The 21,531-nt window shown below is 64.6% G+C and carries 12 protein-coding genes; 4 read left to right on the top strand and 8 right to left on the bottom strand.

Annotated features, from left to right (window positions below; genetic code table 11):
• Positions 1 to 122 precede the first annotated feature (122 nt).
• On the top strand, positions 123 to 1,937 hold the full coding sequence (locus C0456_RS04310; RefSeq protein ID WP_291048715.1) for a diguanylate cyclase: 1,815 nt from the start codon (positions 123 to 125) through the stop codon (positions 1,935 to 1,937).
• Between the two features lie 15 nt (positions 1,938 to 1,952).
• On the opposite strand, the gene aguB is transcribed toward C0456_RS04310, so the two are convergent.
• The 3 genes from aguB to C0456_RS04295 form a co-directional block, all read right to left on the bottom strand.
• A complete protein-coding gene (aguB, locus tag C0456_RS04305) occupies positions 1,953 to 2,795 on the bottom strand; it encodes an N-carbamoylputrescine amidase (protein ID WP_291048712.1) in 843 nt (280 codons plus the stop codon).
• A 16-nt stretch (positions 2,796 to 2,811) separates the two neighbouring features.
• Complete coding sequence (locus C0456_RS04300; RefSeq protein ID WP_291048710.1) at positions 2,812 to 3,795, bottom strand: agmatine deiminase family protein; 984 nt, start codon at positions 3,793 to 3,795, stop codon at positions 2,812 to 2,814.
• 92 nt (positions 3,796 to 3,887) lie between these two features.
• On the bottom strand, positions 3,888 to 7,184 hold the full coding sequence (locus C0456_RS04295; protein ID WP_291048708.1) for a TonB-dependent receptor: 3,297 nt from the start codon (positions 7,182 to 7,184) through the stop codon (positions 3,888 to 3,890).
• A gap of 261 nt (positions 7,185 to 7,445) precedes the next feature.
• On the opposite strand from C0456_RS04295, the gene C0456_RS04290 reads away from it, so the two are divergent.
• Positions 7,446 to 9,029: a glycosyltransferase family 39 protein gene (locus C0456_RS04290; protein ID WP_291048706.1), complete on the top strand. Its 1,584-nt coding sequence runs from the start codon at positions 7,446 to 7,448 to the stop codon at positions 9,027 to 9,029.
• Between the two features lie 6 nt (positions 9,030 to 9,035).
• Here the strand turns inward: C0456_RS04290 and msrA are convergent, their stop codons facing one another.
• From msrA to C0456_RS04270, 4 genes are all read right to left on the bottom strand, one after another.
• On the bottom strand, positions 9,036 to 9,683 hold the full coding sequence (gene msrA, locus C0456_RS04285) for a peptide-methionine (S)-S-oxide reductase MsrA (RefSeq protein WP_291048704.1): 648 nt from the start codon (positions 9,681 to 9,683) through the stop codon (positions 9,036 to 9,038).
• A 150-nt stretch (positions 9,684 to 9,833) separates the two neighbouring features.
• Positions 9,834 to 11,900, bottom strand: coding sequence for a penicillin-binding protein 1C (gene pbpC / locus C0456_RS04280; protein WP_291048702.1), 2,067 nt, complete (start codon positions 11,898 to 11,900; stop codon positions 9,834 to 9,836).
• A 17-nt stretch (positions 11,901 to 11,917) separates the two neighbouring features.
• Positions 11,918 to 16,915, bottom strand: a complete 4,998-nt coding sequence (locus C0456_RS04275) for an alpha-2-macroglobulin (protein WP_291048700.1) — start codon at positions 16,913 to 16,915, stop codon at positions 11,918 to 11,920.
• A gap of 88 nt (positions 16,916 to 17,003) precedes the next feature.
• On the bottom strand, positions 17,004 to 17,867 hold the full coding sequence (locus C0456_RS04270) for an SDR family oxidoreductase (RefSeq protein WP_291048698.1): 864 nt from the start codon (positions 17,865 to 17,867) through the stop codon (positions 17,004 to 17,006).
• A gap of 63 nt (positions 17,868 to 17,930) precedes the next feature.
• Here C0456_RS04270 and C0456_RS04265 point away from each other — a divergent pair, with 63 nt between their 5' ends.
• Positions 17,931 to 18,587 (top strand): hypothetical protein, encoded by a 657-nt coding sequence (locus tag C0456_RS04265; protein ID WP_291048696.1) that lies wholly within the window; start codon positions 17,931 to 17,933, stop codon positions 18,585 to 18,587.
• Between the two features lie 574 nt (positions 18,588 to 19,161).
• Here the strand turns inward: C0456_RS04265 and C0456_RS04260 are convergent.
• On the bottom strand, positions 19,162 to 20,532 hold the full coding sequence (locus C0456_RS04260) for a M17 family metallopeptidase (protein WP_291048694.1): 1,371 nt from the start codon (positions 20,530 to 20,532) through the stop codon (positions 19,162 to 19,164).
• Positions 20,533 to 20,652: 120 nt separating this feature from the next.
• Here C0456_RS04260 and C0456_RS04255 point away from each other — a divergent pair, with 120 nt between their 5' ends.
• Positions 20,653 to 21,519 (top strand): tetratricopeptide repeat protein, encoded by an 867-nt coding sequence (locus C0456_RS04255; RefSeq protein WP_291048692.1) that lies wholly within the window; start codon positions 20,653 to 20,655, stop codon positions 21,517 to 21,519.
• The last annotated feature ends 12 nt before the right edge of the window (positions 21,520 to 21,531 follow it).

Genomic DNA, 21,531 nt, shown 5'->3' with positions numbered 1-21,531 from the left:
CAGACGCCCTCCCGTTGCAGCCCGCAGAGATATACTGACATTTCCTTTCGCTCAGGAGAATAATTCGCGCGTGAAAACAACGTGATATTTACCGCTTCATTATAAACCAAGAGTTGGAGCTGATGCGGTTTATGATGATCTGGTTAAGGACAAATCCAAACGTTTGGAGGGTCGCCATCTGCGCGGTGCTGGGGTGGTTGTTCCTGCCACTCATCGCCTCGGCGGGCCCGTCCCCCCGTGTCATCGATATTGCCGGACTGCCGACGGACGCTGCTTTCACCCCCACTTTTCAGATCGCCGAGGCCATAGACCCTAACCTCGCGCCGGAAGAGGTCATCGCATCTGCCGGCACCCTGGATTTCAAGCCGGCAGGCAGCAGGACACCTCAATTCGCCGCCTGGCAGAGCGATGTATGGCTTCGCTTTGCGTTGACGAACACCAGTCCGGATGTGGAGTCAGCCAAGTTTGCCCTGCGGTTTCCCTATCTGCAGCGCACCGATCTCTTTGAAATACGGCCCGATGGCAGCCTGCACCAAAGTACGGCCGGGTCTGCTGTCGCGGTGACGGGCGCCGGCATCGCAGCGGCCTATCCGGCGTATCATCTGTATGTGCCGCCCGGCGAAAGCCGGGAATATTTTGTCCGGGTACGCAGCTCCTCCCTGATCGTCCTTCCGGCGATCATTTCCTCAGAAGCGCATTTTGCGCGCCGCGTCGCCGTGGAAACCCTGATCTGGAGCCTGATTATCGGCGCAGCCCTCTCCTTTGCGGTCTATGCGGGGTCCATGTCGTTTGCGGCAGCCGACGGATCATTTCGTATCTATATCTGTTTTGCCCTCTCGGTGGCGGTCTATATCCTGCTCTCTTCGGGGCTCGTCACCGCGATTTTCGGGATGCACCTGCATTTCAACTTCGGCCGGATCGTATTTTTCATTCAGGCAATGATGATGGCGTTCGGCACCATGTTTATCATGGTGTTTCTCGACATGGAGAAGCAGGCGCCGCGCCTGTACCGTGTGTTCTACGCCATTGCCTTCATCAGCACACTCACCGCCATCAGCGCGGGCCTTCCCTCCTGGATCGGGCGGATCAGCTTCTACATTGCCACCGGCGCCGGACCTGTGATCCTGGTGGCCGGGCTGGCGATCATGTCCTCAAGCGGGGTTTCAGGGGCGCGCAGCGCGCTGATCGCCTGGCTGCCATGCCTCCTGGTAACGGTATGGGTTCACCTGCGCATGGCAGATGTGACCCCATACCTGCCGATCAATCAATATCTGCTGCCGCTCGCCTTTGCCTTCATGCTGGCCTATCTGAGCGCCGTGCTGGGCGGACGGGCGCGGCAAGCCGAGTTCTGGTCCAACGCTGATGCGATGACCGGGCTTGGCAACCGGCGCCTGCTGGACCGGATCTGCGAACTGGAAAACCGCCAGACAAGCGAACGCTACGGCGCCGCTGTCGCCATCGATCTCGACAATTTCCGGCTGGTCAACGAAACCTTTGGCCATGCCGCCGGTGATGCGGTGCTCGTCTCGATGGCCGAAAAACTGAGGGCACATTTTGGCGGCCGCGGGGATATTTTCCGGACCGGCGGGGACGAGTTCCTGATCCTCGGATACCACTGGCAGGGGCGGATGGACATTATCACCCAGGCCAACGCCTTCCTGCAATCGGCCCAGACGGCCCTGCAGCATGAGGGCAATTACATCACTGTGGGCGCCAGCATCGGCATCGCCTTCCACGACCACAAGACGGGATTTGCCGGCATGCTGCGCCAGGCCGATGCTGAGCTATACCATATCAAATCATCCGGACGCGGCGTAATCCGCATCGCCGACCAGCGTAAACGCGACCGCCGGCGCAGCGAGCCGGTTATCTTTGCCGACAATGACGACACCGAAGACCGCGTCGCCCGCATGTTCGGCACATCCAATCGCCGCTAAGCCGGCGCGCGGCGTCTAGACCAGGATTTCGTAGAGATCGGTTCTCCGGTCACGGAAGAAACCCCAGGCAGCCCGCGCCCGGTCGATATGGTCGAGGTCAAAGGTGGCGAGGATCACGCCCTCTTCCTTGCGGTCCATATCCGTGACGATTTCGCCGGTCTCATCGGTGATGAAGCTGGTTCCATAGAAAACCTGCCCCTGCTCATCGCCGACCCGGTTTGCCGCAACCACGGGGATGACATTGGCAACGGCATGGCCCTGCATGCCCCGGCGCCAGCGCGCGGCGGTATCAAGCGAAGCGTCCTGCGGCTCAGCGCCGATCGCAGTAGGATAGAGCAGCACATCCGCGCCCATCAGAGCCATTGAGCGGGCCGCCTCGGGGAACCACTGATCCCAGCAGATGCCGACGCCAATGCGGCCCTTCATCGTATTCCAGACGCGAAAGCCGGTATCGCCCGGCCGGAAATAGAACTTTTCCTGATAGCCGGGACCATCGGGAATATGGCTCTTGCGATAGACACCGAGCGGGGTTCCGTCCGCATCGATCACAACGATGGAGTTGAAATAGAGCGGGCCTTCCTTCTCATAGATCGAGACCGGAATGACGACGCCCAACTCTGCGGCAAGCTCCGAGAGCTGATCAACAGCCGGATGCGCCTGCCATTCGATGGCGCGGGCGAAATGCTCTTCTTCCTGCGTCTTACAGAAATAGTGGCCGCAGAAAAGCTCTGGCGGCAGAATGACGTCTGCGCCCCTGGCTGCAGCTTCGCGGACGAAGCCGGCAACCCGGTCGATATTCTCCTGAACATCATCGGTGGGCGTGAACTGGATGGCGGCGAGCGTGATCTTCCGGGTCAAGGGCAGAGCCTCCTTCTCAGGCAGGGATTTCGCGGGTCATGCAGTGGAAACTTCCACCGCCCGCCAGAATAGCGCGCGCCGGCAGGCCAATGACTTCGCGGCCCGGAAACAGCGCCTTGAGTTCAGACAGGGCAACCGCCGAGAAACGGTCTTCGTAGACCGGCACCAGCACAGCGCGGTTGGTGATCGTGAAGTTCATATGGCTTGCCGGAACCGGAACGCCATCCCCGAAATGCACGAGGCCCGGCGAAGGAATGCTGGACACCATCAAGCCGTGCGATACGAGCGTCCGCTCGATTTCCTGCAGCGTCTCGGCATTGGGATCATTCCGGTCGGCCGGATGCTGGCAGAGCACATGGCCGGGCGCGATGAAGCGCGCGATATTGTCGACATGGCCATCGGTATGGTCGTTCATCAGACCGTCGCCGAGCCAGATGAACTCGTCCACGCCGAGCGCCGCCGTCAGGCTCGCCTCGATCTGCGCCTGAGAGAGGGCCGGGTTGCGATTGGGGTTGAGCAGGCATTGGCGGGTGGTCAGCAGGCGGCCTTCGCCGTCCGCATCGATGCCGCCGCCTTCCAGGATCATGGCATGGCGGCGCGTGGGCAGGCCCTCCACGCCAGCAACGGCACCGGCCGTCTCGGTGTCGCCCTCCATCAGGTATTTGCCGCCCCAGCCGTTGAACTGGAACAGCTGCGCCTGGCGGGAAGCGCCTGCCCCGGTCACGATGGGGCCGGTATCGCGCAGCCAGATGTCACCCGTCGGGATCTCGACGATCTCCCCTGCCCCGCCCGTGGCAAGACGCGCAGAGGCGGCCGCTTCCCGCGATCCGCAGGCAATCTTGACCGGCACATAATCTGCCGCCTTGCGGATGAAGCCAGCGATTTCCGAGCGGGCAGCGGTCAGATCACCGCCCCATTCCTCGGCAAGGCGGGGCCAGCCCGCCCAGAGGGCGGCTTGCGGAGCCCATTCGGGCGGAAGATGCAGGGTCATATCAGTCATGTCACGCGGGCCTTGCCACAGCTTGGGTCAAACGAAAAGGGCGGCCCCGTAAGGCCGCCCCCTCATATAGTGAGCCTTCAGCGGATTTCCGCTTAGAACTCGTAACGGATGCCGATGCGAGCGCGCCAGGTCGAGAGCGAGTTCGAGCGGAAAGCGTTCGGCTGAGCCGTGAAGGAGTTGTAGCGGTACACGCAATCGCCTTCGGAGAGGCAGTTGACACGTGCCAGGTCGTTGTTGAGGGCAGGCGCGCCTGCAACACCGAGGTTGGCGACGTCCGAAGCCCGGACGAGGTCAGCCCGCACGATCGGCGACTGGCCGAAGTTGGGACCGTTGTAGAAAGTGCCCCAGTCATTGTTGAGCAGGTTCGCGAAGTTCTCGATGTCGAGCACCAGCTTGAACCGGTTTTCGCCAACAAAGTTCTCAGCGCCCCAGATGCCCGGCAGATCCTGCTGGAAGCGGAGATCCCAGCGCTGGTTCCAGGGCGACTCGTCGGAGTTCACTTCGTGGATCGATCCACGCTTGATACCGCGGGCTTCGATGAACGAGTTGAACGCCGCCTGGTTGAAGCCTGCTGCGTACACAACGCGGCTGTCGTTCAGGTTCGGAATGTAGACCGGGTTGTTGTCGTTCGGGTTTTCACCCAGGCCGGTCCGGCCGAAGAGGGCGTTGTTGTTGTCGATGTCGAAGGTGTAGGTGAACGGGCTGCCCGAGGTGAACTGGCCGAACACATCGATACGGCTGGCGAGGTCACGGATCAGCTTGCGCTCGAAGGAGAGGCCAAGCTTGAAGGCATGCTCGGTCTGGTAGATCGAGGTGCGCGCTTCAGGATAGTTCCGGTCTGCTGCGACCTGGCCACGATAGGCCGAAACGCCGCGGGAAGAAGAGCCTTCCGTCAGGGCTTCAATGTCCTGGTAGCTGTAGGAGCCGAACACGTCGACGCCGATGTCGAAGGTCTTGCCGAGCGAGAGCGTGTAGACGGTGCTGTCGCCGCCATAGCCGTTGGTGAGAACGGTACGGTTCGACGCGCCGAGGGCCTGGAGGTCCGCGTAGATCGGACGGCCATCGGGGGCAACACCGGGCGTGCGGCCGGCATTCGTGTGACCGTATTCACGCCACAGGAACGATTCCAGACCTTCCGTGTGGAGGACCTGAGCCGAGGCAACGTAGTTCTGGCCGAGGTTCACGAAACCGAAGTCCAGATCGAACTGCTGGTCGATCCGCAGAGAGGACTTGCGGTCGCGCGGGATCTGGAAGCTCGGGTCGAGAGCGTCGATGGCACGAACAACGCCGTTGGCCACGCCGGTGAGCGCGGCTGCCGGAATGACCGTCGGGTCGACGTTCGGGACGTTGGAGAGCTGCGAGGTGGCTACCAGCGGCGCAATCGCGTTGAGCGTCCAGACGCCCGGATCACCACCGGCGAACACACCGAAACCACCGGTGATCGTCGTGCGGTCAAACGGCGTGTAGCGGAAGCCGAAGCGCGGCATCAGCAGGTCAAGACCATCGGTCGTCGTGGTGTTCGGGATACCAACGTCGGCAGCGAAGGTCGGGTCGGTGACCGGCACATCATCCGTGAACAGACGCTCGTAACGCAGACCAGCGGTCAGCTCGAGCTCAGGCAGAACCTGAATACGTGCCTGGCCGAAGAGGGCAGCGCGGTCGTAGGCAAACTGCGTGATGTACTCGCTGGCGTCGTTGGAGCGGACGTTGCGGTACTGGAACGCGTTGGCCGTGCCTGCGAGGAGGTTGGGAACCAGCGTGGTGTTGCCAGCTGCGTTGGCACCAAAGGTGTAGAGGCCGCGCGAGAACTGCGAGAAGGCGTTCGCTGCTTCGATGGTCTCATATTCACCGCCAACGGTGAAGATGAAGTCACCCATCGTGTAGTCAGCAACGCCGGAGAACTGCAGGCGCTCGTCGGCGTAGGTGTTGGTGTGACGGAACTGGTCGCATCCGCCGACCACCAGACGGTTGGTCGTGGAGGTAACCGTACCGGCCAGCGGCGAACCGGCAACGTTGGCCGAAGCCGCGGTCACGTTGAAGTTCAGAGCGCCCACGCCGTCGCCGGCAAAGCAGTTCTGCTGGCGGTCATTCTCGGTATAGTTCACACGCAGACGGGTGGAGAGATTGTCCGTCCAGTCGGAGAAGAGCTGGACGCCATAGCTGTTGAGCTTGTTGGGCGACTGGTACCAGGCGGACTGGAAGGTCAGGGCGCCCACGCCTTCGACCACGACTTCTTCAGTCTGCTGGAGGTTCACCTGCAGACGGTGATTGTCGTTAATGTTCCAGTCGATACGGGCGAAGATACGCTCGGATTCTTCCGGCAGCGAGGTCGAGGACGGACGGCCGCCCATGTCGATACCGTAGCGGTCGAGCACGAGCTGGTTGAGAGCCGTGAAGAATTCCGGGGTCAGGCCGTTGTTGGCGTCAGCAGCTTCGAAGTCGACGCTGCGCGCATCCTGGAACTTGGAGTAGTTGACGAGGAAGAACAGGCGGTCCCGGATGATCGGGCCGCTGACGGTGAGGCCGTATTCTTTTTCCTCGAACACGCCGGGATTGAAGCTGCTTTCACCACCAAAGGTCTTGCTGCCAACGAAGTCCTGGTCGCGGTAGTAATAGTAGGCTGCGCCATCAAACTCGTTCGTACCGCCCTTGGTGACAACGTTCACGCCGCCGCCGGTGAAGTTGGAAGCGGTGACGGAGTAGTCTGCAGCAACGAGCTGCACGGACTCGACAATATCAAGGTCGATCGGCGAACGGCGGGTTGCGGCGAGGCCGGTGCCAAGGCCGAGATTGTCTTTCTGCACGGCGCCGTCGATGGTGACGCTGTTGAAACGCGGGTTCACACCGGCGATCGAGAGGTTGTTCGGGCCGCCCGAGATGGACAGCGGATCGCGCGCGAGAACAGAAGCGAGATCGCGGTTCAGCGTGGGCTGGTTTGCAATGTCGCGGGCGGTGAGGTTGGAGCCGACGCCGCTGTTGAGGTCGAGGACGTTGACGGCCGAGCCGGTCACCACAACGGTGTCGAGAACCGCAGTGTCGTCAGCAGCGCGCAGCGTGATGCGCAGGGGCGATTGCGGGCCGGGCGCGAAGTTCAGACCAGCGACCGCGCCACCTTCGAAACCGGGCGCCGACACGGTGATCGTGTACGGACCGCCGGTGCGCAGACCGGTCTGGAAGAAGTTGCCGTTGGAAGAAGTCGAGAGTGTGCTGGTTGTGCCAGTCGGCTCGTGCACAATCGTGACTGTCGCGCCGGTGACCGCAGCACCGGTGTCGCTAACCACAGTACCACGTACTTCAGATGCGGTTTCCTGAGCGTAGACGGCGGCAACCGGCGCAAGCGCCGCGAGAGCCGCAATCGATGCGCTGCGCGCAAAGAAATTCTTGATCATTTGGACTTCCCCGAAATTCGACCATCACCACAGCCCCCTCGCGAGACCGGGTTTGGCGAGGCCTTAACCCCGCTGAGTGACAGATTAGTGACAAGCGTTTGAAGGTTCAGCATCGCATTTCCACGGGCGTACGGTTTTTCCGCTGCGATGCAAAAATGACACGCTGTTAATACCTCAGAGGCGCCTCGAAGCGGCCTCTGCCCCTGTATCTGGGGCGATAATCCGGCCATAAGACAGGCACCAACCTCCCTGGAAGTGGCCATGACTCATTCGACAGCCCCCGCCCCAACGCCGCCTCAGACCTTTGAGCGGCTGATCCTGGCGGTCCTTGGTCTTCTGCTGATTCTGCGGCTCATTGCCGTGATCGCCTCCCCGCTCGACCTCTATGCCGACGAGGCCCAATACTGGCGCTGGGGCCAGACGCTGGAATGGGGCTACTATTCCAAGCCGCCGATGATTGCCTGGGTGATCCATGTGACCACGGCGCTGTTTGGAATACACGAATGGTCGGTGCGGCTGGCCGCGCCGCTGCTCCACACCGCAGCAGCGGGCCTGATCTTCCTCACCGGGCGCGCCATGCTCGATGCGCGCGCAGGCTTCTTTGCCGCCCTGCTCTACGCGCTGATGCCATCGGTGGTGCTCTCGTCCAATGTGCTGTCGACCGATGGCGTGCTGATGCCCTTCTGGTGCGCCGGGCTCTACCTTCTCTGGCGCCTGCGCAGCGGCGAGGGACGCTGGATCACGGCCGCCCTGCTCGGAGGCGCGATCGGTGCGGGCATGCTGTCGAAGTATGCGATGCTGTATTTCCTGATCGGCCTGGCGCTCACCTGCTTGATAGATGCGCCGACACGGCGGGCCATCCTCACGCCGCGCGGGCTGCTGGCGGGCGTCATCGCCGCGCTGATCGTGGCGCCGCATTTTGCCTGGAACGCCGCCAACGACTTTGCCACCGTCAGCCACACGGTGGACAATGCCAATCTCGGGGGGGACCTGTTCAATCCGGAAAACGCACTGACCTGGTTTGCAGACCAACTCGGCATGTTTGGGCCGGTCAGCTTCATCGCGCTGCTGGTGGGCCTCGTCCTCAACCGGTCGCGCAAGGGCGAGGCAGCCAGCCCTGAGCGCTGGCTGCTCTGCTTCGTCCTGCCGGTGCTGATCTTCATCCTCTGCCAGGCGGTTCTCTCGCGCGCCCACGCCAACTGGACCGCCACGGCCTATCCCGGCGCTGCGCTGCTGGTGGCCATCTGGTTCAGCCGGGGCAAGGCCCTGACGCTGTGGGCAAGTCTGGGGCTGAACGTGATGGTCGCGGGGCTGTTCATGGCAATGACGCTGCTCCCGCCCGCCGCCACGACCCATCTGGGGCTGGACAATGCCATGAAGCGGACGCGCGGCTGGGAGGCTTCTGCCCAGCAGGTATTCGCTGAGGCGGAGCGCCTCGGCGCAACCGCAGTTCTGGTGGATGAGCGCGAGGCCTGGCACGGGCTGGACTTCTATGCCCGCGACCGGACGCTGCCGCTGATTTCCTGGCGCCGCTATCCCGGACCGAAAAGCTTTTCAGAGAGACAGCCATTGGAAGGCGCGATTGCCGACCGGGTGCTGATCGCTTCGGTTCATGCGGATCTGCGGCCGCATATGCGCAGTGACTTTGCCCGCTTCGAGCCGGTGGGCCAGGTGCGGATAGACCTTGGCAAGCGCGGCAATGGCTGCCCGATCACCCGGGTGTTCCAGCTCTATATCGGAGAAGGGTACAGCCCGGCCGAGCGCACGCGCGAATGGGAGAACCGGTTCATCGGCGAGATGGAATTTCGAGAGCCGCCCTGCCCGACAGCCGCCTTTGGCGGCTGAAAAAGCTCAGAGTGCCGGGACCTTGGTGCCCCATACTTCCATGAGACGCTGATCGCGCCCGCAGGCTTCGCGCTTGCTGGCATATTTCGAGGCATTCTTCACATGGTAGTCCTGATACTGTTCCTCGGCAGGCCAGAACACCGTCAGTGGACGGATTTCTGTGGCGACGTTCTGGCCAAGAACGCGCTGCGCGCCGGAAACGGTGGCAACCGCCGCGTTCCGCTCGCTGCTGCCGGATACGAAGATCGCGCTGCGGAACGGCTCGCCCTTGTCGCAGAACTGACCGTTATCGTCGGTCGGGTCGATGGTGCGGATGAAGTTGGCGGCGAGCGCTTCGTAGGAAATCCGCGCCGGGTCATAGGTCACCTTGACCGCCTCGTAATGTCCGGTTTCGCCGGATTCAACCTGCTTGTGGGTGGGGCGCTCGACGCTGCCGCCAGTATAGCCCACAACCGTCTCGATCACGCCGGTCATTTTGTCGAAATCCGCCTCGACACAGGCAAGGCACCCGCCGGCAAACACAGCGGTCGCCACGCGAATAGGAGCGTACTCGGCCCGGCGGTCATCCACGCCGCCGCCAGACATGAACGCGATGCTCGAAGCGGCGAGCCCCGAAGCAATGGCAATAAGGACGGCTGGACGATTGGTAAGCACGCTGGACTGTTAACTCTTACTTTGCCGGCACCCAAAGGGGCGCTTTTACACGGCAAATCCGAATTAGTTGCTACAGGCGGCACAAAAAAGGCATCGAATGCGTAATACTGTATTTTATCTCGCGGCTGTGACCTGATGCACACAGACCGGTCAGGCGGGGTCTTCCGTCAGCACACGAACCCGCACCCGGCTGGACCGGCCAGCCCCGTCCACCGCCGTGACCAGATAGAAGCCTGGCTGAGCGGGCCGCCAGACTGCCGCGCCGGCATCGTCCAGCGGCGCAGGCTCCCCATCAATGAACCAGCTGAGCGCGCCCGCCCCCCTGCCCGCCAGCACGAAAGGCCGGGGCGCGCGCCCGTCCACCGTGCCTGCCCAGAGTTCAGCGCCCTGGGGCGGAAAGAGAATTTCCGGCGGCCGGTCAGTTGAAAAGGCCCGCAGAGCGCCTTTTGAGGGCGTCAGCGGGGCGGCGCTGAGGCGCAGCTCGCTATCGCCATCGTCGCGCAGATGGTGGGCAGCCCTGTCTGCCATTTCGAAGAGGATCGGCAAGGCGATGTCCCGCCCGGTCACGCCGGTGCGCGGGGCGCCGTCCGCGCGGCCGACCCAGACGATGATGACATGCTGGCCGGAAACCGCCGCCGCCCATGCATCCCGGTAGCCATAGGAGGTGCCGGTCTTGAAGGCGATCTGGGGCGCGTCCTGTGTCAGGCGTCCGGGCATCCGGCCTGCCGGCGAGGGAGAACCTTGCAGGATACGGAGAATTTCGGCCGCGCTTGCCTCGCCCATCAGGCGCCGGCCGGGATCGGCCTGGCTCGCGCGTTCTTCCTCTGCCCGCCAGACGAGCGGTTTGGCCACCCCGCCATCCCCCAGCGCTGAATAGAGCACCGCCAGCTCACGCCCGGTGAGCCCTGCCCCGCCAAGCGCAATTGCCAGACCTGCGGACTGCCCCCTCGCTCCGGAGACACGCGGCCGGGCCCCGGCAATCGCCAGCTGCGCCGAGAAACGCTCGGCGCCGACGCGGTCGAGCATCAGCACGGCGGGGACGTTCAGCGAATGCTGAAGCGCATCGGAGACGCGCACATCCCCATGGAACATCCGGTCGAAATTCTCCGGCTGATATCCGGCAAAGCGGCTGGGCAGATCCTGAATGCGCGTATCCGCAGAGGCCGTGCCATCATCGAAAGCGAGCGCATAAATGAAGGGTTTGAGCGTCGAGCCGGGCGAGCGCGGGCGGTTGGTGAGGTCGAGCCAGCCGCCTGCCCGCTCCCGCGAGGCGGAGCCGACCAGCGCGCGCACCGCGCGGGTGGGCACATGCACGACAATGGCGGAGACCTGAACATCCGTTCCTTCAAGCTGGGCCCGTGTCAGGGCGATGCGCTCCAGCTCTGCCTGCAGGGCAGCGTCCAGCGTCGAGCGGACATCCTCGCGCGGGCCGCTGGCGAGCGCCGCGTCTGCCCCATGCCAGGCACGGTCCGGGAAATCGAGACGGCGGGCGGGGATGGCGCTTGCGGCTACTTCCAGAACGTCATTTTCGGAGAAGACGCCATAGCGGGCGAGCTTTTCGGCCACCCAGTCGCGCGCGCGGGCGGCAAATTCCGGGCGGCGGTCCGGGCGGCGCACTTCGGGCGATTGCGGCAGGGCAATCAGCAGCGCGATCTCGTCAGTCGACAGCCGGTCTGCCTCATGCCCGAAATAGCTCCAGCTGGCGGCGCGCACGCCTTCCAGGTTTCCGCCATAGGGCGTCAGCGAGAGGTAAAGCTCCAGGATTTCCCGCTTGGAGAGGCGGCGTTCCAGCTGATTTGCCCGCCAGATCTCGATCAGCTTGGAGCCGGCATTGCGCGGGCGCGGCTCCAGCATGCGCGCTGTCTGCATCGTCAGGGTTGAGCCCCCCGAGACGATCTGCCCGGCCGCAGCACTGTCAAACGCCGCCCGGAAAAGTCCCAGCCAGTCCGTCCCATGATGATCCCAGAAGCGCTTGTCTTCCACCCGGATCAGCGCATCGACGAAATCCGGGTCGATCTGGTCAAGGTCAACACCGAAGCGCCAGCGGCCATCGGGCGTCGGGAAAGCCCGCAGGGGCTTGCCCGCACGATCGGTGACAAGCACGGAAACGCCCCCCGCCCTTTCAAGGGGCGGAGGGAAGATCACGTCAATCAGAAGGACGGCCGCAATCAGCGCGGCCAGTCCGGCAAGGAGGCGTTTCGGCACAGACTGGCCCAAACTGCCCTCCCTCTCGATCAGCGGCCGCCGGCTGCGCCCTGCGCGGCGAGCACGGTCACACGGCCGGGCGCCGAACGGGCGAAGACGTCGGGGCGGTACATGTCCTCGGCGACAACACCGGGGATGGCGAAGCTGCCGGGGCTGACCGCGCGAACCACATAGGCAAGCGTCACCGGGTTCTCGATCACATCGATGGCCGCCACAAAGCGGTCATCCTGAGACTGAGAGCTTTGCGCCCGGGCGATCTCACCGAGGAAACCGAAGGCGCCGGCACGCACGCGGTCTTCCCCCGAGCGCCAGTCATACTCGACGAGGCGCCCATCGGCAGGCCGCAGGATTGCCTCGATCTCGAAACCGGCGGGCAGAAGGTCGGCCACGATCACAGGGTTCACACGGCGTTCCTCCGGCGTGATCGTCAGTGCCACAACAACGCGCTCGCCCTGGCGGATCTGGTCAAGCTTTGTCTGTTCACCCCCCAGGCCATAGAAGCGTTTGTCGACGCTGAGCTTGGACGAGGCAGCAGGCGGCGGCGCAGACGGCGCGCCGGTAACCAGCACGGTGCGGAACAGGGGCGTGTCGCCGCCAAGGCGGAGGCTGACGCCGCTGCGGGCCTGGGCTTCGGTCAGGCTGTACTGGCGCTGATTGTCATTGCCCGTGCCGAGCCCTTCGGCCTTCACCTGAACATTGGCTTCACCCTTGCTGAGGCTGTTCACGGCGAGGAGAAGATAGGCCTTCTCCTGCGTCGTCAGGCTGGGCGCATCGGGCACATCCTTGCCAAGACGCTCTCCCAGACGGGCGACAACTTCCGGGAGCTGAGCTTCACCGGCGAGGGCAACAATGGCAGCCAGATCGCGCAGCGGCGTCTGGTAGTAATCGCCCGTGTTGCGATAGCCGAGCTTCTGTTCTGCAGACTTGAACGCCGAGGCGGCGCGTGCCCGGTCGCCAAGATAGGCGAGGCCTGCCCCGATATGGGCGCGGGCCAGCGGGCTCTCGATATTGCTGAGTTCCCGGTCATGCAGGTAACGCAGGCGGGAAATGTCGGCTTCCCCGGCCTTGGCCAGCACATAGAGCGCATAGGCCGAGGAGCGATACATCATCTGCTGCACGCTATCGTTGGAATAGCGGCTCTCATACACATCCGTGTCATAGCCATAGACCCGCCAGGTATCGCCGGTGGCGACAGAGCGCAGCGCGCCATAGGCCCGGGTGAGCGCTTCCTCCGGCACGGCATAGCCGGCCTCCTTGGCGCGGAAGATGAAGTCCGTCGCATAGGCGCCAAGCCAGGGGCTGGCATAACCGTCCCCTTCCCGCCACAGGCCGAACGCGCCGTCCGCCCCCTGACGGTTCAGCACGGTGTTCACGGCCGTCTGGATCTTGTCGCGCGGATTGTCCCGCGCTTCCTTGGCGCCCATCGTAACGAGCTGCTGCGAATAGAGAAGCGGCACGGCGCGGCTGGTGATCTGCTCGGTGCATCCATAGGGATAGCGGTCGAGCGAGGCATAGAGCGTCGGCGCGTCAATCGGCAGCGGCGAGAAGCCGACCGAGATTTCCGCCGAGCCCGGCACAAAGCCCGCCAGCGCCGCCTGGCTGATCGAGAAGGTCTCGCCCGGCCGCATCAGCTGCGTGGTCGCCCGCGTGACTGGCAGATAGGGTGAACGCGTCTGGATCTCGTAGGTCCGGTCGGTCTTGTAATTGTCCGGGCCGGTGACATTCAGGCTGAGGCTGGAAATGCCTTCGCCCGAGGCCGAAACGCGCACGGGAATATCCGCGCGCTGACCTTTCTGCAGGGTGCGCATCAGGGCGGCTTCGGCCACGCTGATCTGGCCGGTGCCGGCGACCCTGGCATTGAACTGGCCACTGGCAAGCTCGACGTTGTCGATGCTGGCGGTGATGATGGCTTCATCGCCCGGCGCCAGGAAGCGCGGCATGATGAGATCGGCCGGCGCCCGGTCGCGCACGATCATCTTCTTGTCGGCCGAGCCCACGCCGGTTTTGGACCAGGCCACCGCCATGATCCGCAACTGGCCATTGAACTCGGGAATATCAAGACGGATGCGTGCCTTGCCCGACCGGCCAACCTCGACCAGGCCGGAATAGAGCACGACCGACTTCACCGGAACGACCGAGAGCCCTTCCCCGCCAAGCTGGTCACCGCCGGAGCGGACCTCCGCCGGCATGCCCAGATTGGGATCAAGCAGGCGGCCATAATCGTCATAAAGCTCAACGCCGAGCGCCTTGCGGCCAAAGTAATGAGCCACCGGATCGGGCGACTTGAATTTGGTGAGTTGCAGAATGCCTTCGTCCACGGCGGCAACGGTCAGGAAGACCGGCTCACGCGGCCCGCCCTTGATGTCGACCTCCACCATCTGCTCCGCGCGGGGGCGGGCAAGGTCGGGGGAGTTGATTGTCAGGGCGAAGGTGCGCGCGGCCATATCCACCGGCACATGGGCAATGCCCACAGCGCGGCGGGGCTTGGCCCGTAGAACGGGATCGCGGCCCGAATAGACCGACACCATGACATAGGCGCCCTCGCCCCATTCTTCCGTAACCGGAAGGGTGATGCGGGTGCCTGAGGCGCTGACGGCAAGGTTCTGGACCGACAGCACGCGGTCTGTTGCGACCACCACCTGAGCCTGGCCGTCATAGGGCGGCAGGATGGTCATTTCGGCATTCTGGCCCACTTTGGGGGTCTTCTCGGCGGCCATGACCTTCACGCGGTCAGGCGCTTCGGTGCCGTCCGCGCTCGTCCAGCCACCCCAGCCGACATAGAAGCTGGTGGAAGCGCCCACCGAGGCATTGGCGCCCTGGCCTTCGACCACGAGTTCATGGCTGCCCCAGTCAAGCGCCGGCACCTTGATCTCAGCGGTGCCGCCGGCGGGCGTGTTGACGACGCCCTCATTGACCTTGGTGACCGTGCGCGAGCGGCGCCAGTTCCAGCTGTCGCCTTCGCGGTACCAGTCATAATGGAAGTCCACCTGCAGCACTTTCCAGCTAAGGCGCTGGGCAGAGGCTTCGCCATCGGCGTTGACGGCGACGACTTCAAATTTCGCTTCGCCGCCTTCCTGCACGGAGCTGTCAAAGCCGGGCTTGAGACCGACATAGAGGTTCTCCGGTCGGTACGGCACGCGGACACTTTCGGACACGGCGCGGCCACCGGGCTCAAGCACGCTGACAACCGTGTTGAGGCGCAGCGGAATGCCGGAATTGGACCCGGCGGTGCCGGGCGAGAGGCGCACCAGCGCCTTGCCGGCGCCATCGGTGGTCACGTCGTCAAATTCGAGGATCTGCTGCTCGAAGGTCTGATCATGGCGGCCATAGGTGAAGCCGTCGAACGCCTTGAAGGGTTTGGGGTCGGGCTCCATCCGCGCTTCGGTTTTTACCGTCAGGCCGGCGCCGGGGGCGCCATAGAGGAAGCGGGCGGCAATATCGACCGGGCGCGTGGCGCCCGCCTTCATCGGTTTTTCCTGATCGGCGGTCACATCCACCGCGATGCGCTGGGGCACGAAGTCCTCGACCGCAAAGCGCATTTCGCCGGCAGGGGCAGACAGCCCGTCAATCTCGATGCTGGCACGCCATTCGCCGCGCGAAGCCCCGCGCGGGACCGCAAAGCTCTGGGTCACCGCGCCGGATTTGGGATCGGTGAAGCGGGTCTTCGACGCGACGAGACCGTTCGGGCGGTAGATCACCAGATGACCATTGCGGCCGGTGACCTGGCGCCCTGCCCGGTCGCGCAGCATGGCGGTCAGCTCGACCGTTTCGCCGGGGCGGTAGATGCCGCGATCGGAGTAGACATAAGCATCCACCGGGCCGGGGGTGCGGCGCCCGCCGACGGTGTATTCGGAGAGATCCACCGGGGAGCGGTTGAGATCGAGCGCCGCGAGTTCGCCCTTCGCATTGGTGGCAACCACCAAGCGCGGCGCCATGGTGCCCCGGCCGCTCATCAGAGGCTTGTCGAAGGAGACGCGGCCAGAGGAGTCCGGCTTCTTCTCGGCCAGAACGGAGTTGTTGGACGCGATCAGCTGGACGGTGGCGTCGCTGACCGTCTTGCCATCCTTCAGGGAGCGGAGGGTCACGTCGAGGCCATGCTCGCCATGATAGGCTGTCAGCGCCAGATCAGTCAGCAGGATCCAACGGCCGGAGGCAGCGGGCGGGCCTTCGCCATCGGTGATCTTGGCCGCGTCTTCAACGCGGACGAAATAGGCGCCGGGCTTCATCGGGCCGACGACATCCTGCAGCGGAAACACCGTGATGACGGGCGCGTTCTGGACATTGGCCACGTCCATCTTGCCGGAGAAGATTTCCTCGCCGACATCCTCGGGCGAATCCTCGCCCCACAGCCAGAACCATTGGCCCTGACGGGTCGTCTGGCCTTCGCTGACATTCTTGAACACGATGGCGCGGTCGTTGACGCGGGTGACGGTGACTTTCACCTCGTCGACATTCACCGTTTCCACAGGGAGGCCGTCAGCATTCTCGCGGGGCAGGATCACGCCGGTGCCCTTGAAGCCGACGAAAGCGGGGCGGTCGGCAAAGTCGATCGGGACGGTTTCGCCGCGCTTCAGGGTGCGGCCGTCAGCAGCGGGGAGACCGGCGAGGATGGTGGCGGTGCGGCTGGTGCCGAAGGCGAGGCCGCCGACGCACAGCTCGCGGCCTTCCACGGTCAGGGCAGCGCGGAAGGAGGGGCGGAATTCGACATAGGGCGAATAGTCGGTCTGCGGATCAAGGGCGGCAGAAAACACAAAGCAGGCAAGGGGTTGCTCGGTGGAGGTGTCGATCCGGTAGCGGAAATAGGAGAAGTCCTGCGTCTCGGCTTCGCGGGCCTTGCGGCGGGCTTCCTCGCGCTTGCGGGCGGCGACCTGGTCGGACGGAGAGCGCTCGACCATGACGCGGGCATCGGCATCCTCATCCGCCGTGGTGGCCGTCTGCGAGCCGCCACAGGCAGCGAGACCTGCCAAAAGCAGAGAAAAAACAACCGTCTTGAGACCCTTAAGAGTCCCGCGAGTCTGCAATGCCATGATATACGTCCTCCGGAGTCCACCCATCTCACCTTACACCTGATAAGGTCGGCGCCAACAGGGCGCGAATGCGGCTAAGGCGCGAAAATCAGGGAAATATTTTGTCTGATTCTGCTGCCAGAATGGCGGCGAGGCCTTCGCGGTAGGTGGGATAGGCGGGGCGCCAGCCGAGGGCAGCCTTGGCCCGGGCATTGGAGACGCGCTTACACTCGGCATAGAAGCTGGCCGCCATGGGGGATAGGTCTGCGTCCTCAAACGCAATTTCCGGCGGCGGCGCGACGCCGAGCAATTCCGCGGCATAGGCGACGACGTCCTGCGGCGGGGCGGGCAGCTCGTCACAGAGATGAAAAACCCCCGTCACTTCAGGGCGCTGCATCAGGGCTTCCAGGCCCGAGGCGATGTCATCGACATGCACGCGGGAGAAGACCTGACCTTCCTTGACGATCCGCTGGGCCGTGCCGTCGCGCAGGCGGTCAAAGGCAGACCGGCCGGGTCCGTAGATGCCCGGCAGGCGGACAAGGCGGGCCTTGCCCCCCGTCAGCGCCTGCCATTGGGCCTCAGCCCGGACCCGCGCCGCGCCCCTGGGAGACCCCGGCGAAACCGGGCTCCACTCGGTCACCCAGCCGCCATTCATGTCCCCATAGACGCCAGTTGTGGACAGATAGGTGACAGTTTCGGACAAATCCGGACAGTTTGTGACAGCCTGCGCCGCCGGGCAGCCCTCCTTGCCGGGCGGCAGGGTGACCAGCCAATGGGCCCCGGCCGGCACGTCCACCGGCCCCTCCCCCGGCCAGACCTGGGCGGCGATCCCCCGCGACCGGAGCGCGGCGGCCTTCGCCTCGCTGCGCACCGTTCCGGCAACCTGCCAGCCGGCCGGCATCAGGCGGCTGGCCAACTGCTGGGCAGAGTAGCCAAGCCCGAAAACAAACAGCAGAGATGGCTGAGATGTCATTTGCCAAGGGTGCTCCGGTTGCGCCTAAGAACAATGAGATAGAGGCTTTGGAGTGTCCTGCCCATGTCGCTGATTGCCATGGCCGCCGGTGCGGCGCTTTTCCTGCAGCAGAATGCCAGCGCCGAGTTCGCTTCCGCTGAAGCCAGACGGCTGGAAGCCTGCGTTGCCAAGATCGAGCAGTCACCGGAAGAGGCCTATGAGGACGGCCTGGCCTGGAGCTTTGAGGGCAACCGCCCCGGCGCGCGCCAGTGCACCGCCCTCGCCCTTATTGCTCTTGGCAATGTGGAAGAAGGCGCCGTGCGGCTGGAGAACCTCTCCATGTCCAGCGATGGCGGCACGATGGAACAGCGCGCGGTGTATCTGTCTCAGGCGGGCAATGCCTGGCTGCAGATCGGCGCGGCGGAGGCGGCGGCGGTCTCCTTCACCGAGGCGCTGAAACTGGCGCCGGGCGAGAACGACCTGCTGCTGGACCGGGCAACGGCCTATATGCTGATCGACAAATGGGACGAGGCGCTGGTGGACCTCAACACCGCCATCGCCAATGAGCCGGGCGACGCGATTGCCCATCAGATGCGCGCCGAGGTTCACCTCAACAAGGACGCGCTCGACCTCGCCCTGAAGGATGTGGAAACCTCCATGGCCGCCGACCCGAAGAATATCGACACGCTGCTGGTGCGCGGGCGCGTGCGCGAAGCGATGCGGATAAAGGCGGGGAATTAGCGCTTCGCGCAAACCGTCTGCTCACAGAGCGGCGCCCGCCCTCCGGCAGCGCTGAGGAAGCCTTTCGCCGGGCATAACTGTTCCGATCCCAGCACGAAAAGCCGGACAGGGGCGACCCTTCCGGTTTTGCTGAAATGTGGCAGGCGGAGGCGGAATGCGCCGCGTGCGATGACGAGAGATGCGAGATGGAAGGTTCGCGACGCCCTCCGCCTCCACTGCCGGGGCCTGGCGAGCCCCTCACCCCGCGCCAGAAGGAAGAACATGCGCGCGGCGACAGGCGGGAATGTGCGCCCGGAGCGTTATGCGGCGGATAGCGCGGGCGGGATCTGGCGTGGAGGCTGGGCGGAGGGGGTGGACAAGGCACGGACTTGTTCGCGGATTGTGTGGGCCGGGAAGGAACGGAAAGAGGGACGTCCCTCCTTTCCTCATGTTCCGCGCCATCTCTACCCCGTCATCCCGGTTTCGCCGCAGGCGAAGACCGGGACCCCGACAAGGCGGGCGCTATGATTGCCATTTCTGGGTCCCGGATATTTGCTTCGCAAATTCCGGGATGACGGTGGAGAGGGTGTTCTGTTCAGGCCGCCGGGTAGCGTTTTTCCAGCATGGCGAAGACGGCGCGCAGGCCGCAGGCGGCGGCGCCATCCGGGCGGCCATACTTGGACTTGCGCCAGGCCCAGATGTCGAAATGCGCCCAGCTTTTGGCCGAGACGAACTGTTTGAGGAAAACCGCTGCGGTGATCGAGCCGGCCATGCCGGCGCCGCCGGAGTTTACAAGGTCCGCCACCGGGCTTTGCAGATAGGCGAGATAGGGATCCCAGAGCGGCATGCGCCAGACCGGGTCGCCCACCTCTTCGGCGGCGGCGAGGATGTCGGCGGCGAGCGCTTCGTCATCGGTGTAGAGCGGGGCAAGGTCCGGGCCGAGGGCGACCCGGGCCGCGCCGGTGAGGGTGGCAAAGTCGATCAGCAGGTCTGGCTGGTCTTCGCAGGCGCGGGCGAGCGCGTCGGCCAGCACGAGGCGGCCTTCGGCATCTGTATTGTCGATCTCGACGGTCAGGCCCTTGCGGCTCTGCAGGATGTCTCCGGGGCGGAAAGCATCCCCCGCGATGGCGTTTTCAGCGGCCGACACGAAGAGACGCAGATGCACGGGCAGGCGCGCCTCCATCACCAGCTGGGCAAGCGCGATGGCATGGGCGGCCCCGCCCATATCCTTCTTCATGATGCGCATGCCGTCGCCCACCTTGATGTTGAGGCCGCCGGTATCGAAGGTGATGCCCTTGCCGCAGAGGGAGACTTTCGGCGCGCCGGGCGTGCCCCATTCCAGCATCAGGAAGCGCGGCGCCTTGACGGCGGCGCGCCCGACGGCATGGACCATCGGGTAGTTTTCCTCGATCAGGGCCTCCCCCACCACAGCGGCAACGCGGGCGCCGTGGCGTTCGCCCAGCGCAGTCATGCGGGCGTGGATCTGTTCGGGGCCCATATCGGCGGCGGGCGTGTTGACGAGATCGCGCAGGGCGGCGACGGCGTCTGCCTCCTGCGACAGGCGGGCGGCGTTTTCGCTGGCCGGGATGAGGAGGCGCGGCGGGGCGGCCTTCTCGGTCCTGTAGCCATCGAAACGGTAGGCCCCGTCTGCCCAACCTGCGGCAATGGCCGCGAAGGGATAACCGCCCATAGAGGCGATTTCATAGTCAGCTTCCGGCAGCCGGGCCGAGAGGGCAGCTGCCGCCAGCTGGTCCTGACCGGCGCCGAGGCCATGAAGGACATGCGCCGTGCGCCCGTCCGGGCCGGGCACCAGAACGGTCTGCCCTGCCGCCCCGGTGAAGCCCTGCGCCCCGGCAATCGCCCGCGCATTCGGGAACGGATCGTTCTCCAATGCGCCGAACTGGCTGGCCGTATAGAGCCAGACCCGGACGGGAGCGGTTGCTTCGGACGTGAAGGATTTGTGCATTTCGGCGCCTTTCCGGGCTTCTCGGTGGTTAATGGCTGGGGCGGCGGCGTTAACCGAACCTTGACCCCGGCGGGGGCAATATATGCCCGACCTTCAGGGATACATACACGGAGCCTGCTGATGTCCAGTGCCAAAACACCCCTTCTCGGCTTCGCGCTCGCGCTGACGGCGCTGAGCAGCGCCTGCGCCTCAACCGGGGTGAGCAAGGAAGAGAAGGCTTTGGCGCAGGCCGTGGAAGCGGCGCTGGCGCCCGCCTCTCAGGAAGAACGCGAGGCGGCCAACCGGGCCGATCCGCTTACCCGCGCGAATTTCTGGGGCAAGGAATATCAGAAAGACCCGCAGAGCATCGAAAACGCCCTGCAATTTGCCGACGCCCTGCGCGCCATCGGCAGCCAGGATCGGGCGATTGATGTGGTGGGCAAGACGCTGGTGCTCCATCCGGGGAATGCGGACCTCTTGATGATGAGCGGGCGCATCCTGATGGCGCAGGGCAATCATGAAGCCGCCCGGGCCAGCTTTGAACAGGTGACCCGCGCCGCGCCCGGCCGGGCCGATGGCTGGGCCGCGCTGGGCACGGCATTCGACCAGATGGAAATGCACCGCCAGGCGCAGATGAACTATCAGCGGGCGCTGAGCATCGAGCCTGCCCGTGTGACGACGCTGACCAATTATGGGCTGTCGCTGCTGCTGTCGGGCGATCTGGCGGGTGCTGAGGCGCAGCTGCGCGCGGCCGCCGCCCAGCCGGACGCGGGCCCCCGCGTGACGGAAAACCTCGCCCTCGTGATCGGCCTGCAGGGGCGGTTTGACGAGATGAAGGAAGTCAGCGCCCAGAACGCGCCGGACAAGGTGGCCGAGCAGAACGCCGCCCTGCTGCGCGGGCTGGTGCAGCCGGCGCGCACCTATGACGCGCTGATCGGCGGGGGCAACACGTCCACCTCCACCGCGCCGGGCAGCAAGCGGCAGCTGCGCGGCACGCTGAACCAGTAATCCGCCTGCGGA

This window comes from Hyphomonas sp., assembly GCF_013823385.1.
Classification (GTDB): domain Bacteria; phylum Pseudomonadota; class Alphaproteobacteria; order Caulobacterales; family Hyphomonadaceae; genus Hyphomonas.
The sequence above is the reverse complement of the archived record's forward strand: the minus strand, read 5'-3'. Positions and strand labels throughout refer to the sequence as shown.

Bases quoted from the DNA above. Each gene is read 5' to 3' on its own strand.
- C0456_RS04265 (WP_291048696.1), top strand. From the start codon at position 17,931: ATGTCGCTGATTGCCATGGCCGCCGGTGCGGCGCTTTTCCTGCAGCAG.
- C0456_RS04310 (WP_291048715.1), top strand. From the start codon at position 123: ATGCGGTTTATGATGATCTGGTTAAGGACAAATCCAAACGTTTGGAGG.
- C0456_RS04290 (WP_291048706.1), top strand. From the start codon at position 7,446: ATGACTCATTCGACAGCCCCCGCCCCAACGCCGCCTCAGACCTTTGAG.
- C0456_RS04295 (WP_291048708.1), bottom strand. From the start codon at position 7,184: ATGATCAAGAATTTCTTTGCGCGCAGCGCATCGATTGCGGCTCTCGCG.
- C0456_RS04255 (WP_291048692.1), top strand. From the start codon at position 20,653: ATGTCCAGTGCCAAAACACCCCTTCTCGGCTTCGCGCTCGCGCTGACG.
- C0456_RS04275 (WP_291048700.1), bottom strand. From the start codon at position 16,915: ATGGCATTGCAGACTCGCGGGACTCTTAAGGGTCTCAAGACGGTTGTT.
- C0456_RS04270 (WP_291048698.1), bottom strand. From the start codon at position 17,867: ATGACATCTCAGCCATCTCTGCTGTTTGTTTTCGGGCTTGGCTACTCT.
- C0456_RS04300 (WP_291048710.1), bottom strand. From the start codon at position 3,795: ATGACTGATATGACCCTGCATCTTCCGCCCGAATGGGCTCCGCAAGCC.
- C0456_RS04260 (WP_291048694.1), bottom strand. From the start codon at position 20,532: ATGCACAAATCCTTCACGTCCGAAGCAACCGCTCCCGTCCGGGTCTGG.